Raw genomic sequence first — 13850 nt, 5'->3', positions numbered from 1 at the left:
ATGAAATATTATGCCATGCCCATACTCGTATGCAGCCTGTTGCTGGGCGGTTGCGGTGGTGCTGATGTTGAGCAAAATGCGCCGCCACCGGTGCAGGAAGATAACAATAATTACACCGGCCCGGCACCGCAAACCGACGATATTCAGTTATTTAAACTTAATCTGTGGGATAACGTTGCACTAAATAGCCGTTGCGGTGCCTGCCATGTGCAGGCTAACACCGCGCCGTTTTTTGCCCGCAATGACGATATTAATCAGGCTTATGCCGCGGTTACGCCATTGGTTAATCTGGCTGATCCGGCGCAGTCGCTATTAGTGACAAAAGTTGCCGGCGGCCACAACTGCTGGCTGGCCAGCAGCACGGCCTGTGCCGACACCTTAACCCAGTGGCTGCGCAATTGGGCCAATAGCAGTGATACCGAAGCGGCCACAGTAACGCTGGTAGCGCCGCCAATACGTGAGCCCGGTGCCAGTAAGGTGCCACCAGAGCAGCCAACGCTTTTTAGCAGTACAGTGTACCCTTTGTTGCGACAATACTGTGTTAACTGCCATGCGCCAGATGCGGCGCAAACCCAGTCACCATTTTTTGCCGACAGCAATGTGGCAGCAGCCTATGCGGCCAGTCGAAAACTGATTAACCTGGATACGCCGGAATTATCGCGTTTTGTTGCCCGTTTAGGTGGTGAGTTTCATAACTGCTGGTCAGATTGTGCCGCCAACGCCAGTGAAATGCTAAGCGCTATTGAGCAAATTGCTGCCAGTGTAGAGTTAACTGAACTGGACCCTGCGTTGGTAGTTTCTAAAGCGTTGCGCTTGGCTGACGGTGTTGTCGCCTCCAGCGGTGGCCGTTTTGAAGCCAATCAGATAGCGTTTTATCAGTTTAAGACGGGCGAAGGCGTTATTGCTTATGATACCTCTGGGGTTGAACCGGCGGCCAATTTAAGCTTGCAGGGCGACATCAGCTGGGTTACCGGCTGGGGGTTGCAAATTAATTCAGGCCGGGCGCAGGCCAGTACGCAAAACAGCCGCAAGCTGGCTCAGTTAATTACAGCCACCGGTGAAATGAGTATTGAAGCCTGGCTAGTGCCGGCCAATGTTACGCAGGAGGGCCCGGCGGCCATTGTCAGCTATGCTGGCAGTAACACTGAACGCAATGTAACGCTGGGGCAGAGCCAGTACAACTACAATTTTTTGCTGCGCACGGCAAGCAGCGATTTTGCCGGCATACCGGCGCTCAGTACGGCAGATGCAGACGAAGTGCTGCAGGCAACCTTACAGCATGTGGTGTTAACGCAAGATCCGGTCAATGGCCGGCGTATTTATGTTAACGGTGAAGATACAGGCGCACGTGACAGCGCCGCAGCGGTGCGCAACTGGGATGACACTTATGCGCTGATCATTGGCAACGAAGCCAACGGCAATCGGCAGTGGCAGGGCACTATGCGGTTGCTGGCAATACATAATAAGGCGCTGACAGCGGCGCAGATCCGGCAAAACTACAGTGTTGGTGTAGGGCAAAAGTTTTATCTGTTATTTGGCGTTGGCGAGCTGATCGATGTTGCCGACAGCTACATCGTATTCGAAGTGGCGCAGTTTGATAGTTATTCGTACCTGTTCAATGCGCCTTATCTGATTAATCTGCAAGGGAGAAGCCTGAATGACAACCTGGAAATAGCGGGTATGGCACTTGGGCTGAACGGCAAAGAAGTGGTTACCGGCCAAGCCTGGCTTAAGCAACAATTTAGCCTGGCTGGCGGCACTGCGCTGGACGAAGCACAGCCATTGTCGCGACTTGGCACTATTATCGCCGCTGAACAGGGCATTGCCAGTGACGAGTTTTTTCTGTCGTTTGCGCGCATCGGCAACCGTGAAAATGTGCGTACAACAGCAACGGCACCGCTGCAGCAAATTATTGCCCAGAATCAGCAAAACAGTGATATTGGCCTTAAAACCTTTGCTGAAATACATGCCAGTATGAGCGCCCTCACCGGCGTTGCGCAGCAGCAAAGTAATGTGGCGGCGGTGTATCAAACCATACAACGTCAGTTGCCTGCCGGCGACAGTATTGACACCTTTGTCTCGGCACAGCAGATGGGGATTACCCAGTTAGGCATCGCGTATTGCAATGCGGCGATTGAAGATACAGCATTGCGCCAGAGCTGGTTCCCGCAGGTTGATTTTACTGCCGAACCGGCGATTGCATATAGTGATGCTAACCGCAGTGCTTTTACCACACCTTTACTTGATCGGCTGATGCCACTGTCACCCGCAACTTCGGCGGCACGTGCTGAGGTTGAAACCGAGCTTGACGCGTTAATACACAGGCTAAGCAATTGTGCCGGCGGTTGTAGTAGCGACCGTAGCCGGACAATAGCTAAAGCAGCTTGTACGGCAGTATTGGCCAGCGCAGAACTGCTGCTGCAGTAGGAGAGATAACATGACACGCAAAACTGCTTTGCACCCCGACAGCCCGCTGTTACATGCTTGCCATAGCAAGCCGGTAAGCCGGCGTGATTTTATTGCCTGTGGCATGAGTTACGGCGCCGCAGTATTGACCAGTGGCTCGGTGCTTGGCTTATTTGCCAACCCAGGTAACGCCTATGCCGATTTATCGCCGGACTTAGAAGCATTAAAACAGCTGTGCGGCATTAATGTGCAGGGGGCCGGTAAGATCCCGTTTATCTGTTTTGATTTAGCCGGCGGCGCCAATATTGCCGGTTCTAATGTGCTGGTAGGCGGTGCCGGAGGCCAGCTGGATTTTTTATCTGTGCAAGGCTACAGCAAGCTGGGCTTACCCGCCGATATGGTGCCGCAGGCGGTAAATAGTGCCGATCCGGCAGCTGGCTTTGTTAACAGCCAGCTTGGGCTGGCGTTTCATAGTGATTCCCAAATGCTGGCCGGTATTTTAGAAAGAACCAGCATGGCTACTCAGGCGATGACCAACGGCGCGGTAATGCCATCACGTTCAGAAAACGATACCGGCAATAATCCGCATAACCCGATGTATGCCATTGCCAAAGCCGGCGCCAGCGGTTCATTAATGCCGCTTATCGGTTCACGTAACTCAGACTCGGGTGCCAACTCTATGGCTCCGATGGAGTTTTATAATCCGGAGCTTAGGCCAACGAAAATCGACCGGCCCAGCGATGTGACCGGTTTAGTCGACGTTGGCGATTTATTTGGCCTATTAAACCAAAATGATGCCGTGGCCGTGATGGAGTCGGTGCAGCGTATCAGCGACAGTAAACTGGCCAGGGTGAATACCAATATCAGCCGGGACGCGGTAATTAAAGAGCTGCTGCGGTGTGGTTATGTAAAAAGTGCTGATTTGGCTGATCGCTTTGGCAACCCGGCCACGTTGGATCCGGCAGCGGATCCGGATATTGTTGGTGCCGCGGGCATTTTTAGTGTGGCTGAGTTTAATGCGGATGCCGAGTTTCGTAAAACGGCTTCAGTGATGAAGCTGGTCGTCAATGGCTTTGCCGGTGCCGGTTCTATTACTATTGGTGGCTACGATTATCACACGGGTGAGCGCGGCACCGGCGAGTTGCGTGACCTACGTGCCGGCCGTTGTATCGGCGCCTGTCTGGAATACGCTGCACGCATGAATCAGCCGCTAATGATCTATGTCTATAGCGATGGCTCGGTGGCCAGTAATGGCCGCATTGACGACTCAGAGTCTGGCCGGGGGAAAGGCGAATGGACCGGTGATAATTCGTCAACTGCCGCCTCTTTTATGTTGGTGTACAGCCCCAATGGCAGGCCTGCATTGCTGGGCGGAACGCCGGCAGAGCAAGCGCGACATCAGCAAATTGGCTTTATGCGCGCTGATGCCTCGGTTGAAACGGGCTCATCTGCAGCGGCAAACAACGTGAATTTGTTGGTACAAACCGTATTACTGAATTACCTGGCGCTGCACGGCGAGCAGGGGCGTCTGGCAGAGGTAGCGCCATTTCATGGCCTGGGTAATGCTGCCAGTCAGGATCGTATCACTGCCTTTGCGCCGATAATCTGACAGCCTTACCCGAGCCGCAGAAATATTGTCGTTGTGGCAGGCAACTTTACCGCCTGGTGTGTATAGTTAACGCAATACAGCAAAACGGGTAAAGGCACTATGCAGCGGCTGTTTGCTTTAATTGTGCTGGCTGGTCTGAGCTTACCTGCAGCAGCGTGCAATTGGCGTATGGGTATTGAGACCAGTTTTGCACCTTATATTATGCAAAGCGGCGACAGCTGGCGTGGCCTGAACGTCGATTTACTGGCGAGGTTGGCGCAGGAGCTCGGCTGCTCACTTGAGTTTATTCATAGCCCCTGGCTGCGATCGCTAAAGCTGATTGAACAAGGTGAGCTGGATGTACTTAGTCATTTAAGCTACAACCAGGAGCGCATCAGCCATTTTGCCTTTATCGGCCCGCATCAGCTGGAAATTATCTATCTGGTTGGCGTGCCGCAGGCGTTTAGCGGCCTAACCGATATCCGTCAGTTAAAGCAGCGTGGCACTTCTGGCATTGTTGCGTTATTAAACGGCGCTTATTACGGCGATGAGCTGGCCAGCATTTTAGATGACGCGAAAAACCGCACCCGTTTTGTTTTTATCCGTGGTAACGAAGATAAACAGGCGCTACTACTGAATGGCCGGGTTCATGGTGTGCTGGAAGACATTACCGCTTACCACTATTGGAAAACCCGCAGTGAATTACCGACAGCTGGTTACCTGCCGTTATTTGAGGTACACCGCAGCACAGTGTATTTTGGTTTTAGCCGCGCCAGCTTCAACGCCGAGCAATTACAGCAAATAGCCGACGCCTGGCAAAGTTTGTATGATGACGGCAGTCTGGCGTCTATTGTTAGCCGCTACCAGCTGGAAGAATTTCGTATTAGTTTACCTGAGCCGGCACCGTTATTAACGCGCTAAGCCAGCGCTACAGTTTCGGCGCCGGGGTAAGCTTGTCAGCATTGATTATTTGATACTTCTGATATATCGGCGTCAGCTCGCCTTCATCATGTAACTGCTGCCAGGCATTAACCAACTGCGTTATTTGCTGTGGTGACAATGCTGCCTTACTAAAACCAAAATATACAGGACTTTCAAACACTTTTAGCAGTGGCTCGTACTTAGTCGCCTGCGGATACTGGTGTTGCTGCCAGTAGCGCAGTACGGAAATATCTTCCAGTATGGCATTCACCCTATGCGCTCTAAGCAGCGCTAGTTTATCCTGAATGCTGCTGATGATAACTAACTGGCGGGCAAAGTTAGGCGCCTGCATCAGCCGGGAAAACTCTTCGCCATAGTAGGCGCCATGTAAGGTGGCAATGCGGCCCAGATCAATGTTTTCAGTAAGCTCGGTTAATTCATGCAGTTGCGGCAGGCTTTGCGCTTCGCCAATCAGATAAATGGCTTCAATATGATGCGGGCCGATAAAAGCAAAATGCTGCTGTCTTTGCGCAGTAAATGACAAATGGCTTAATACGTCCAGTTCGCCAGTTTCAATTTGCTGTATCGCCCGCAGCCAGGGGCTGTTAATAAATTCGAGCTGACAGCCTACTTTTGCCGCCAGCTTTTGCATCAGTTCAACACTGAGACCGGTCCAATGCTGGTCTTGCTTAATTAAGTGTGGCGGGAAATCTGTTTCTGCTGACATACGCAGCTTACAGGGCGCAGCTGGCTCGGCCTGCAGAGCGGGTGCCATTAATAACAGCAATATCAGACAACAACGCCAGTGCATAGAAGTGCTATTTACCCGAACTGAATTACCTTACACAGAATTTACTGCAAAGTTGCGCTGTTGCCCAGTGTTTTATTGGCTAGGTTTATGCCTTACTGCGCCAGACCGCTAGAGAAGTGTAGGGTGTTGTCGGCACTGATAAAAACCGCTTCATAACCGGCTATTTGCTCTATCAGTTGCATACCTTGTTGTAAGCCCAATACGAATAGCGTAGTAGACAGTGCATCTGTGCGACCGGTGTCGGCGCCAATAACACTAACACTGAGCAAGCCGGTAGCACTTTGGCCTGTTTTGGGGTCGAGAATATGGTGGTAACGCACGCCATCTTCAATAAAGTAACGTTCGTAATCGCCGGAGGTGCTAATGGCGGTATCTTGCAGCGGCAAGGTTGCGGCGTATTTAGCATCCTGGCGTGGATGTTTAATACCTACCAGCCAGGGTTTGCCGCGTTTGTCACCCAGTAACCGGCTGTCGCCGCCCGCAGTAAGTTGGGCATGTTTAATATTCTGGCTGGCAATGATCCTCATTGCGCGCTCAACAGCATACCCTTTGGCGATACCGCCTAGATCAATTTTTACCCCAGGTTGAGCAAAGCGTACCTTGTTATCAGCCAGCAGTTGCACACTTTGATAATTGACGTACTGACGTTGATGGATCAGCTGGGTAGCATCGGGCTTTTTGCCGGCACGATAGTCGTAATAAAAGCCAACTGATGCAAAGGTAATATCAAAAGCACCGTTGCTTAGCTCTGACACCTGCCGTGCCTGACGCAATAACTGGTACAACTCATCAGACACCTGTACTTCTGCAGTGTCAGCGTTGCGATTAAGTATGCTGAGTTCACTGCTGCTGATATAAGGGCTCATTAGCTGATTAATGCGCTCAAATTCAGCTTGAACGTTAAGGAACAGTTGTTCGGCTTGCACCTTATCTTCGGTCCACAATTCGATATAGGCCTGAGTGCCCAGTGTTTGAAACGCCTGGCGATGCCACTGCGCCGTGGCACTGTGAGCAAATAAAGCTAACGCCAGATACAGGCTGATGCGAGCCAAACTGAAAAAACGCATAACAATAACTCTGTAAATAAACTGCTGCCATTGTTACAGAGCTGGCAACTTTACTCAATGGCAGGCTGGCTTTGTTTGCCTGCCATAATGCTAAATTTTAATAAGATCGATTTTCAGATGATAAATTTACGATATGTTTGCATTGTCCTGCGCAGACACTATCTTTAAATGCGTCATAACCCCTGCTTGTATAAATAACCGCAGTTTGTTTTTGTTATTTGTTTTTACCGCCGTTGCAGATCAGGACTACATCGACAGCATCAACATCATGCTGTTTAGCAGTCAGTTGTTAGTAGATTAAAGATGTATCGTTCACAGCCATGAAGGCTGTGTGGTGTTCGTTTGGCTGGAAAAACAATATGATAGCGAAGACGTTGGCGCAACTGGCGGGGCAACTAAACCGTTTCTTGCGACAGAATTTTAAGCTAGCTGAAGATATCGTGCTGGTGTCGAACTTAAATGAAGCCGACGGCAGTGCCTGTACTCACGCCAATAATAAACTGGCGTTGTTTTTGGTGGGTATAGAAAAAGAGTCGGCGTCGCGGCAAAACCCCAGCCTGCTCGACACCGGCTTTAGCCGCAGTGCTAACAGCGCACCGGCGCTGCATCTGAATTTATATGTCATGCTGGCGGCAAACTTTAACGGGGCCAATTACACTGATGCCCTGACATTATTGTCGGCCAGTATCAGTTTTTTTCAGCGTAACCCGCTTTTTACCCAGCAAAACTTACCCGAGATCGACCCGGCAATTGAGCGCCTGGTGCTGGATATGGAAAACCTCAATATTCAGGATGCCAGCAATTTATGGGGCATGTTAAGCGGTAAGTACCTGCCGTCGGTGCTGTACAAGGTACGGATGGTCAGTTTTGACGGTGCTGACATTTACAGCCAGAGCAGCCTGCTGAGTAAGCCGGTTAGTGATATAGGCAGCAGACTATGAGTTATCTGCCTTTATGCTATCTGCAGCTGCAGCATAATTACTTCAGTAGCGGTTATCTGCAACAGGCTAGCCTGGTGCCGGATGCCGACTGCGCCCGCCAGCTGCATAATGCCCAGCTGATACTCAAAGCCACAAAACAAGGCGCCGTGCTGCTGCTCGATAGCAGCCGGCGCGATATCGCTGCCGCCTGTTTTGCTAGCCCGGTCAAACTGCATTTTTTGTTGTACAGCCGCGATGCGCAGTTTGGCAACTACAGCGAGCCGTTATTACAACAAGGCCAGCTGCTGTATTGCGACACTGGCGCGGCCACTGTGATGCAGCAAGGGATGCAGCAAGGGGTGCTGCAAGGGGTACAGCAAGGGATGCAGCGCCTGCATCAGGCTGCAGAGCTTGGTACAGCTGAAATTATCAGCAGTACAGACAGCAAAGTTATCGCTCTGGCTGAACTACAGCAGCGACCTCTGCCGGTACTGGTGTTGGCACTTAGCATCACGGCACAAGATATCACTCAGTTAGATGCCAGCTCAGCTAAGCATTATCTGCTTAGGTTTGGCAGCCGGCGCAGTATCTGGCGTTATTACCTCTGTGGTGACAATTTTGCCGTAGCACTGGGCATTCGCGATCTGACGTCGGGCAGCGCAGCACAGGCAACAGAGCAGGCAACTGCACAGGCGATTGCGCCCTTTGTGCAACAGGCCGATGTCACCCTGGCAAATGGCCGCAGTGCCAAAGTTTTTGATTCCACAAGACCGTTGGCGCTGGCGCAGCAAAGCCCGTATCGCTTTGCGTTGGTAAGCCAGAGCGGTGGCAGCGAAAAAATCCTCATTAAACGGTTGCCGGTGGCGGCAGCCGGGCAGTGCGGCATGGCAGTAGTAAACGGAGTACCAAGCAACGTAGCAGAAATATACCTTAACTATTAACCAGAAAGGATCTGATCATGGGGCAGATGAAAACGCCTGGCGTTTATATCGTAGAAAAAAATGCCTTTCCCAATTCAGTAGTGGAAGTGGCAACAGCAGTGCCGGCTTTTATCGGCTATACCGAAAGGGCTTTAAATGGCACTAAATCACTGACTAACCAGCCGATGCGTATCAGCTCAATGTCAGAATTTCATAATTATTTTGGCTTTGCACCGACACCGATGTTTGGTTTAGCCGATGCTACCGCACCGGCTGACAATACCTTCAGCGTTGCCGGTAAGTCCTATTTGCTAAGTCATGATAGCGGTAAAAACCAGCTGTACTACGCCATGATGCTGTTTTATCAGAACGGTGGTGGCCCTTGCTATATCGTCTCTGTTGGCAGTTACAGCGATGATATTGAAGGCGCAAAATTAATGGCGGGTATCGACCAGCTGATTAAAGAGCAAGAGCCAACCATGCTGGTGATCCCTGAGGCGGTATTGTTAAGCGAAGACGACTGTATTGCCGTGCAACAGGCGGCACTGGCACACTGCGGTGGCAAGATGCGCAACCGGGTGGCCATTTTAGATGTCTGGCAGGGTTATAAACCACGCCAGCATCCCGATGGTGATTGCATTGATAATTTCCGCGGCAAGTTGGGTATTAATTATCTGGATTTTGCGACGGCCTATTACCCGTGGCTTAACACCAGCATAGTGCAGGAGCGCGATTTGAGTTATCAGAATCTGGCACCGGCGGCGCTATTGCAGCAACTGTTAAAACAAGAACGCAACCTGCCCGATGAGCTGCCAAAACTGCCAGACACCGCTACGGCGGCTGATAAAGCGGCGCAACTAAAACTGCAGCAACAGCTCGATGCTATCGCTGATATCAGTGCCGACTGGAGCACGCTGGACAGCGCAGAGCGCATGGCCAAACAAATGCTGTTGCATAAAAGTTTAAAAGCCATCAGCCCGCTGTACAGCCAACTGATTGGCCAAATGCGCGCTATGTTGAATCTACTGCCGCCGGCAGCGGCGATGGCCGGGATTTATACCATGGTAGATAACACCAAGGGCGTATGGAAAGCGCCAGCCAATGTCAGCCTCAGTGCGGTGGTGTCGCCGGCGGTGAATATCAGCCACGACGAACAGGAAGATTTAAACGTCAGCACTCAGGGCAAATCAGTTAATGCTATTCGCACCTTTATTGGCGAAGGCACGCTGGTATGGGGCGCCCGTACGCTGGATGGTAACAGCTTAGACTGGCGCTATATCAGTGTGCGGCGCACCATGATTATGCTGGAAGAATCTATCCGGCTGGGTACTAAAGCTTATGTGTTTGAAAATAACACCGCCAGCACCTGGGTCACCATCAAAAGCATGATCCGTAATTTTCTTACCGGCATTTGGAAACGCGGTGGCTTAGCCGGCGCTTCACCGGAAGACGCTTTCAGTGTAAGTGTTGGTCTGGGTGAAACCATGACCTCAGAAGATATTCTCGAAGGCATTTTGCGGGTAACGGTATTGGTGGCGCTGATCCGGCCGGCCGAGTTTATTGAAATTACCTTCCAGCAGCAGATGCAGAAATCCTGATTAACTGACCACGAATAGGCATACAAAGGAGCTAAAAAATGGCTGATGACGGTTCAACCCAATCCACTTCGGTATGGCCCTTACCGAAGTTTTATTTCCAGGTGAAATGGGATTCAGAAGTAATGTCGTTTCAGGAGGTGTCTGGCCTGGATGTCGAGGCGCAAATTATAGAATACCGCGCCGGCGACAACCCGGTGTTTTCTGCCACCAAGATGCCGGGGCTGAAAAAGTCTGGCAACGTGACGATGAAAAAAGGCGTGTATAAGTCGGATAACAAGTTCTGGGCCTGGTTTAGCCAGATCAAGATGAACACGATAAAACGCCTGCCTATCACCATCAGTTTGTTGGATGAAGCCGGCGGTACCACTATGGTTTGGACATTAACCAATGCCTGGCCCACCAAGATCACCGGCACCGATCTGAAGTCTGATGGCAATGAGGTGGCAATTGAAACCATCGAAATTGTGCACGAAGGCATCACCATTGATAACCCGTGACAGGTAACGCCCGATGACTGAGCAGGCAGAATATCCGCTACCGGCGTTTTACTTCCGGGTGAAATTTGCCGCCAGCGGTGACAGCACCGACACCGCCTTTCAGGAGGTGTCGGGCATCGGCGTGCAAATGGATACTGAAGAAGTGGTTGAGGGCGGCGAAAACCGCTTTGTGCACCGGTTGCCCAAAGCGGTTAAACACAGCAATTTGGTACTAAAACGTGGGATCGCTGATGTGAATTCACCGTTGATAAAGTGGTGTCTTAAGGTGTTTGAACATGGGCTGGACAGTACCATTACCCCCATGACCATTAGCGTGGCGCTGCTGGACAGCAAAGGCCAACCAGCACGCAGCTGGGGTTTTGTTAATGCCTGGCCGGTGAGTTGGCAGGTAGAGGCCTTTAATGCCAGTAAGAATGAAGTAGCCATTGAAAAGCTTGAATTCAGTTATCAATACCTGAGCCGGGAGAGCTAAGACCATGCCGATAGAAGTGAGCCGACTGATTATTAAGTCTACCCTGCTGGAACCTGAGCCTGAGCAACAACAGGTGCAGGCGCTGCATGCCGAAGCCTTGCGCCAGTTAAAAGAAGACATCCTGCAGGAATGTCAGCGTCTGGTAGAACAAGCCCGCTTTGAGCAGAGGCCGCGCTGATGAGTGGCAGCAAAACACTACTTAGCATCAGTTGCTGTGATCAAAACGGTCAGCCCAGTGGTGAAGGCCAATTTCAGGCCATGATCAACCCGGCCAACCTGAATCATCAATTGGGCATAAGTTACAACAGCGATAGCAGCACTAATTTGCCGATTGGCAAATCGGCGGTAGAAAGCAAGCTTAACCAGTATCAGCAGGAAAAACTCAGTTTTGAGCTGGTGCTCGATGGCACCGGTGTGGTACCGCAAGCTGCAGCAACCGAGGTGAGTGAGCAGGTCAAGCAGCTAAAAAACGTGGTGTATCACTATGTTGGTGAAAAGCACGAACCCAGTATCGTTAAGTTGCAATGGGGCCAGAGCTTTAGTTTTGTTGGCCGGTTAAGCAGCATGACGCTGGACTACACCTTGTTTAAACCCGGCGGTGACCCGCTTAGGGCGAAAATAAAACTGAATTTTGGCAGCTATATGTCGAATAAACAGGAGGCATTAAAAGCCGATCGGCAGTCACCGGATTTAACCCACCAGTATCGGGTTAAAGCCGGTGATACGCTGCCGCTGTTGTGTTACCGCCAGTATAGCGACAGCAGCTACTATCTGGCTGTGGCCGAGTTTAACCAGCTCGACAGTATCAGTGTGCTTACGCCTGGCACTGTGCTGTATTTTCCGCCGTTGAGGTAACCATGGCTAATTCTCCGTTGCAAGGCGCCGAAGGCCCGGTACGGCTGACTATCAGCAGCGATGGTGCAACACTGGCTGACAGTATCAGTGTGGTCAGTATTGAAATCACTAAGGCGCTAAACCGCATTCCTCAGGCGATATTAACCTTTAGCGATGGCGATATGCCAAACAAAGACTTTCCTTTATCAAACCAGAGCCAGCTGGCACCCGGTGCTAAATTAGTGGTGAAGCTTGGCTACGACGATGACGAGCAACAAGTATTTAGTGGTGTGGTGGTAAAACACAGTATCAGTATCCGTGGCAGTAATCAGGCTGAGCTGGTGGTGGAGTGTCGCGACCCGTTATTTGCCGCCACACTGGCGCGCAATAACGCTAACTTTGTCGACATGACCGACAGTGATATCTGGCAACAGCTGGCCAGCAAATACGGTGTCAGTTGTGACGCCACGGCAACCAGCGAAAGCCATGCTGAATTGGTACAGTACTACAGCAGTGACTGGGACTTTATGCTGCTGCGGGCCGAAGTAAACGGCATGCTGCTGTGCCTGGATGATGGCAAATTGCAGGTAGCGCCGCCAGAAATTAGCAGCGAGCCGGTGCTTAAAGTTACTTATGGTGATGATTTACTTAGTTTTAATGCCAGCGTTGATGCCAGAACGCAGTTTAGCTCTGTTAAAAGTGTCAGTTGGGACCCAGCCAGCCAACAGCTACAAAACGACGAAGCACCCAGCACTGCGTTAACGGCGCAAGGTAATTTGGCGGCTGATACGCTGGCCAAGGTGGCAGATATTGCTGAATTCCGCCTGCAAACCACAGTACCGCTTAGCAGCGACAGTTTAACCAGCTGGGCTAAAGCGCAGCAGTTGAAAGCCGCCTTAGCGCGTATTCGCGGTGAGCTGCGCTGCCAGGGCTCGGCGCTGCTAAAGCCGGGGGTGTTGTTACAGGTAGACGGCGTTGGTGAGCGCTTTAACGGCAAGGTGTTTGTTAGTCAGGTGCGGCACAGCGTGACACAAGGCGACTGGGTCAGCCAGGTCAGTTTTGGCATGTCGGCGCAGTGGTTTGCTGAAAATAGCGATATCAGCGCCCCGCCTGCCGGTGGCCTGTTACCCGGGGTTAATGGCCTACAAATTGGTGTGGTACTGAAACTGGATGCCGATCCGGGCGGTGAGCACCGCATTCAGGTTAATGTACCGGTATTGGAGGCGCAAACCGAGGGCGTTTGGGCTCGCTTGCTAAGCTTTTATGCCTCAAATGGTTTTGGCCAGTACTGTGTGCCGGAAGTGGGCGATGAAGTGATTTTAGGCTATCTGAACAACGACCCCTGTTATCCGGTGATCCTTGGCAGCGTCTACAGCAGCAAGCAAAAACCGGCGTATGAGCACACCGCAGAAAACAATCTTAAGGCCTTTGTCAGCCGCAGCAAGCTGACGCTGGAATATGACGAAGAGAAGAAAAAAATCAGTATTTTCACCCCGGCCGGTAATAAAGCTGTGCTGGATGACGACAGCAAAACCATCCTGCTGGAAGATCAACATGGTAATAAAGTACAGCTGTCAGACAGTGGCATTTTGCTTGATAGTCCCAAAGACATCAGCTTAAACGCCAAAGGCAAAATCAGCCTGCAGGCAGTGGGTAATATAGAGCTTGCCGCCAAAGCTGATGTAAAAGCCGAAGGACTCAATATCAGCCAGCAAGCCCAAGTGGGCTTTACCGCTAAGGGCAATGCCAGCGCTGAGTTGTCCGCCAGCGGCCAGACCACGGTGAAAGGCGCCATGGTGATGATTAACTAAGGTTT

At 51.3% G+C, this 13850-nt stretch carries 13 protein-coding genes; 11 read left to right on the top strand and 2 right to left on the bottom strand.

The genetic code is table 11. From position 1 onward, the window contains the following. The 3 genes from ACYVIC_RS04045 to ACYVIC_RS04035 all read left to right on the top strand — a co-directional run bounded on the left by ACYVIC_RS04045 (position 1) and on the right by ACYVIC_RS04035 (position 4915). Positions 1–2427, top strand: a complete 2427-nt coding sequence (locus ACYVIC_RS04045) for a LamG domain-containing protein (RefSeq protein WP_460857497.1) — start codon at positions 1–3, stop codon at positions 2425–2427. Positions 2428–2437: 10 nt separating this feature from the next. Beyond that, a complete protein-coding gene (locus tag ACYVIC_RS04040; protein WP_460857496.1) occupies positions 2438–4015 on the top strand; it encodes a hypothetical protein in 1578 nt (525 codons plus the stop codon). Between the two features lie 99 nt (positions 4016–4114). Then, positions 4115–4915 (top strand): substrate-binding periplasmic protein, encoded by an 801-nt coding sequence (locus ACYVIC_RS04035; RefSeq protein ID WP_460857493.1) that lies wholly within the window; start codon positions 4115–4117, stop codon positions 4913–4915. Between the two features lie 7 nt (positions 4916–4922). On the opposite strand, the gene ACYVIC_RS04030 is transcribed toward ACYVIC_RS04035, so the two are convergent. Together ACYVIC_RS04030 and ACYVIC_RS04025 are read right to left on the bottom strand one after the other, a co-directional pair. Further along, positions 4923–5690, bottom strand: coding sequence for a substrate-binding periplasmic protein (locus ACYVIC_RS04030; RefSeq protein ID WP_460857492.1), 768 nt, complete (start codon positions 5688–5690; stop codon positions 4923–4925). Between the two features lie 128 nt (positions 5691–5818). Beyond that, positions 5819–6793 carry an FAD:protein FMN transferase gene (locus ACYVIC_RS04025; RefSeq protein WP_460857490.1) on the bottom strand — a complete coding sequence of 325 codons (975 nt, stop codon included), beginning with the start codon at positions 6791–6793 and terminating at the stop codon, positions 5819–5821. 359 nt (positions 6794–7152) lie between these two features. On the opposite strand from ACYVIC_RS04025, the gene ACYVIC_RS04020 reads away from it, so the two are divergent. From ACYVIC_RS04020 to vgrG, 8 genes are read left to right on the top strand one after another with little or no spacing between them, the layout of a single operon-like run. Further along, on the top strand, positions 7153–7734 hold the full coding sequence (locus ACYVIC_RS04020; protein ID WP_460857489.1) for a Pvc16 family protein: 582 nt from the start codon (positions 7153–7155) through the stop codon (positions 7732–7734). After that, complete coding sequence (locus tag ACYVIC_RS04015) at positions 7731–8654, top strand: hypothetical protein (RefSeq protein WP_460857487.1); 924 nt, start codon at positions 7731–7733, stop codon at positions 8652–8654. The genes ACYVIC_RS04020 and ACYVIC_RS04015 overlap by 4 nt, the downstream gene beginning before the upstream one ends. A gap of 17 nt (positions 8655–8671) precedes the next feature. Further along, positions 8672–10231 (top strand): phage tail sheath family protein, encoded by a 1560-nt coding sequence (locus ACYVIC_RS04010; RefSeq protein ID WP_460857485.1) that lies wholly within the window; start codon positions 8672–8674, stop codon positions 10229–10231. Positions 10232–10269: 38 nt separating this feature from the next. Then, positions 10270–10728, top strand: coding sequence for a phage tail protein (locus ACYVIC_RS04005; RefSeq protein ID WP_068229268.1), 459 nt, complete (start codon positions 10270–10272; stop codon positions 10726–10728). Between the two features lie 13 nt (positions 10729–10741). Continuing rightward, positions 10742–11200 carry a phage tail protein gene (locus ACYVIC_RS04000; protein ID WP_460857482.1) on the top strand — a complete coding sequence of 153 codons (459 nt, stop codon included), beginning with the start codon at positions 10742–10744 and terminating at the stop codon, positions 11198–11200. Between the two features lie 4 nt (positions 11201–11204). Continuing rightward, the gene (locus ACYVIC_RS03995) at positions 11205–11378 is read left to right on the top strand and encodes a DUF5908 family protein (RefSeq protein WP_460857480.1); all 174 of its coding nucleotides are present in this window, start codon (positions 11205–11207) and stop codon (positions 11376–11378) included. Then, the gene (locus tag ACYVIC_RS03990) at positions 11378–12055 is read left to right on the top strand and encodes a CIS tube protein (protein WP_460857478.1); all 678 of its coding nucleotides are present in this window, start codon (positions 11378–11380) and stop codon (positions 12053–12055) included. Before ACYVIC_RS03995 ends, ACYVIC_RS03990 begins: the two co-directional genes overlap by 1 nt. Before the next feature lie 2 nt (positions 12056–12057). Then, the gene (gene vgrG, locus ACYVIC_RS03985) at positions 12058–13845 is read left to right on the top strand and encodes a type VI secretion system tip protein VgrG (protein WP_460857477.1); all 1788 of its coding nucleotides are present in this window, start codon (positions 12058–12060) and stop codon (positions 13843–13845) included. Positions 13846–13850 lie beyond the last annotated feature (5 nt).

Source organism: Rheinheimera gaetbuli, from assembly GCF_054781935.1.
The sequence above is the reverse complement of the archived record's forward strand: the minus strand, read 5'-3'. Positions and strand labels throughout refer to the sequence as shown.